This is a genomic window from uncultured Methylobacterium sp. (assembly GCF_964244095.1).
Lineage (GTDB): Bacteria > Pseudomonadota > Alphaproteobacteria > Rhizobiales > Beijerinckiaceae > Methylobacterium.
Genome location: NZ_CAXTHR010000248.1, coordinates 1 through 3152 on the forward strand (window position 1 = coordinate 1; position 3152 = coordinate 3152).

A 3152-nucleotide genomic window follows, 5' to 3' on the forward strand; every position below is an offset into this window, starting at 1 on the left:
CGCCGTCGGGCTTCTCCTGGCCGGTGATCATCTTGAACAGGGTGGTCTTGCCGGCACCGTTCGGGCCGATCACCCCGACGATGCCGCCCGGCGGCAGCTTGAACGACAGGTCCTCGATCAGCAGGCGGTCGCCGAAGGCCTTGTTGAGGTGGTCGAACGCGATCACGTTGTTGCCGAGCCGCTCGTCGATCGGGATGACGATCTGGGCTGCCGCATCCACCTTGTTGTTCTGCTTGGCCACCAGCTCTTCGTAGCGGGTGATGCGCGCCTTCGACTTCGACTGCCGCGCCTTCGGGGAGGCGGCGATCCACTCCTGCTCGCGGGTGATCGAGCGTTGGCGGGCCATGTCCTCGCGGCCCTCCTGCTGCAGGCGCTTCTGCTTCTGCACCAGCCAGGCCGAGTAGTTGCCCTCGTAGGGGATGCCCTTGCTGCGATCGAGCTCGAGGATCCAACTGGTGACGTTGTCGAGGAAGTAGCGGTCGTGGGTCACGATCAGGATGGCGCCCGGGTAGCTCTTCAGGTGGCCTTCGAGCCAGTTCACGGTCTCGGCGTCGAGGTGGTTGGTCGGCTCGTCGAGCAGCAGCAGTTCCGGCTCCCACAGGAGCAGGCGGCAGAGCGCCACGCGGCGGCGCTCGCCGCCCGACAGGGTCGCGACCGGCTGATCGTCGCTCGGGCAGCCCATCGCCTCCATGGCCTGATCGACCTTGGATTCGAGCTCCCAGAGGTCCTTGGCCTCGATCTCGTCCTGGAGGCGGGTCATCTCGTCCGCCGTCTCCTCGGAGTAGTTCATCGCGAGATCGTTGTAGCGGTCGAGCAGCGCCTGCTTCTCGGCGACCCCCTCCATCACGTTCCCGCGGACCGACTTGTCCGGATCGAGGTGCGGCTCCTGCGGCAGGTAGCCGACCCGCGCCCCTTGCGCGACGAAGCCCTCGCCGGTCCAGTCCTTGTCGATGCCGGCCATGATCTTCAGCAGGGTCGACTTGCCCGAGCCGTTGACGCCCAGCACGCCGATCTTGGCGTCGGGGTAGAAGGACAGGTTGACGTTGTCCAGGACCTTCTTGCCGCCAAGATAGCTCTTGGTCAGGCCTTTCATGTGGTAGACGAATTCGCGGGCCATCGCAGAAATCCTCGAACGTGGCGGGGCCGGCGCGCCAAGGTGCGCCCGGCCCGATGGCGGCGGGGGCAGGATCGATCCGGGGAGCAGGCATGCGCCATGCACGCGGCGAACCCTGCACGGTACAGTTCTGCGGACGGCGCGCCCCGCAATCCCTGGAGATGATGCCGTTCGCGTATCAGGCCGGCGGGTGCCGGGCAAGGATCTGCCGGCTTCCACCCTTCAGGCGAAGGGGTTTGCGACCGTCGCGGGCGCCGTCGTCGTCTCGGCGACGGTTTCGGGAAGCGCCGCCGCCTCCAGCGCCGCGACGACGGCATCGACCGTGGTCTTGAGGGCGCGCGCCCGGGCGAGGCCCGCCGCGTCGCGGGTGATGTCGAGAGAGCCGTGCAGGGCGATCGCGTCGGGGCCGTTCTCGAAGGACAGCGCGCCGATGCTGCGCACCGCCGACGCGTCGGCGAAGGGCGTGAAGGCGGGCGCGCTCGGCTTGGATGCGCTCGTGTTCGACGCGCGCGTTTTGGATTTGGGCATCGGCGGAACCTCAGAAGATGGCGCGAAGCACGTCGCGGAACGCCCGGCGCAGCGCGCGGGCGAGTTCGCGGCCGAGCCAGTCCTGCCAACCCTGCTCGTGGGTGCGGGGCCGGCGGGCGGCATGGTCGTCGCTGGAATAGGCGCGCGGCTCCGGCAGGCTCATCGCGGCCGCCGTCACGGAGGGCGGCAGACCGGGGAAGACGTCGAGGCCGGCGATCCCGCGAAGCACGTCGAGGGAGACGGCGCGCCAGTCCCCGTCGGCGCGGTTCGGGGCGAGGTAGGCCCCGGCCTCGCCGGCGACCGGATCGTAGATCGCCTTGAACAACTGCGTCGGCACCAGCACGCGGCCGTTGATCGCTGCGAGCGAACCGCCCTCGAAGACCGGGCCGGTCACCACGAACAGGAGGCCGCGCCGCGTGGCGAGGCGCCGGGTGCTCTCCTCGATCGCCGCCCAGAGGCTTCGGTTGAACACGCGGTCCTGGGGGACGACGTTGGCGAGGCTGAAGGATTGCGCCTGCGCCGCACCGCTCGGCATGTCGCCGGCCGGCGCGAGGTGGCCGCGGTCGAACCCGCTGCGGACGTAGTCGTCGAGCCGGGCGCGCTGTTCGGCCGGCACCCGATCCTCGTCGTGGAAAGCATCGACGCGCTCGACCTGCCGTGCCGACGCGACGCCCGCCCGGGTCAGGCGCTCGGCCGCGTAGAGCGGCGCGCGGGCGCGACCCGAATGCAGCACCGCATAGGCCTCGAAGCACAGCGGCAGCGTCTCGGCCGCGAGCTTCGGGTTGGTCAGGGCCGGCCTGCGGCCGTCCGCGAACAGGGTCGGGCAGGTCTCGGCGCCCTCGGCCGCGCAGGCCCGGAGCGTCAGGGCCGCCGTGACGAGGACGGCGCGAAGCTCCTGCCTCAGGAGCACGTACGGACCCTGCGCGGGCCGGACGGCGTCGGGCGCTCGCGCCACGCGCAGGGGCGGCCGAGCGTTCCATCGAACGGTCTCACGTCCCGGTCTTCCGGTCCCGGCACGGTCCGGCGCGGACAGTCGCCGAAGACGCTGCACGCGAACGTGAACGCGTCGTCCGGCGGGCGCGGCTGGGCCTGAGCTTGGCCGCTGAAGCCGACGGCGAGCAGAGACAGGAATCCGGACAGCAGAACGCCGAGCAACACGGACCTCATGTGGCAGCGATGGCACGAGAACGGAAAAACCCGGGGCGCAACATTGATCGGATCACCCAAGGCTCGTATTGGGCACTATCATGGTAGAGGGCATGGTGTCCGTCCTGACGGGCATGGCGCCGGCCGGACCGCCCGCTGTGGCGCGCGAGGCAAGGTTTGGACTATAGGGGCCGACCCCGCGTCGGTCTCCTCGAATCGATGAAGGCCGACCGGCGACGTGAGCCCTTCGGGTCGGACGTCGTCGGAAGTACAAGCGAGCGAGTGGTTCATTGGCACGTCAAGAGACTCCCCCCTCGATTTTGGATGGTCTTCGGTTTCCGTGTGATTTGCGGTTGTTGCCGGA

The 3152-nt window shown here is 69.5% G+C and carries 3 protein-coding genes; all 3 read right to left on the reverse strand.

Translation table 11 applies throughout. The annotated features are described in order from the left end of the window. Positions 1–1117, reverse strand: a 1117-nt coding sequence (locus ACFE86_RS21970; RefSeq protein ID WP_375457433.1) for an ATP-binding cassette domain-containing protein, incomplete at its 3' end; no start/stop codon positions are given. A 219-nt stretch (positions 1118–1336) separates the two neighbouring features. After that, positions 1337–1642 (reverse strand): hypothetical protein, encoded by a 306-nt coding sequence (locus ACFE86_RS21975; protein ID WP_375457434.1) that lies wholly within the window; start codon positions 1640–1642, stop codon positions 1337–1339. A 10-nt stretch (positions 1643–1652) separates the two neighbouring features. Continuing rightward, the gene (locus tag ACFE86_RS21980; RefSeq protein WP_375457435.1) at positions 1653–2552 is read right to left on the reverse strand and encodes a DNA/RNA non-specific endonuclease; all 900 of its coding nucleotides are present in this window, start codon (positions 2550–2552) and stop codon (positions 1653–1655) included. Between the last annotated feature and the right edge of the window lie 600 nt (positions 2553–3152).

Excerpts from the sequence above, each read along its gene's own strand:
- ACFE86_RS21975 (WP_375457434.1), bottom strand. The coding sequence starts at position 1,642 with ATGCCCAAATCCAAAACGCGCGCGTCGAACACGAGCGCATCCAAGCCG.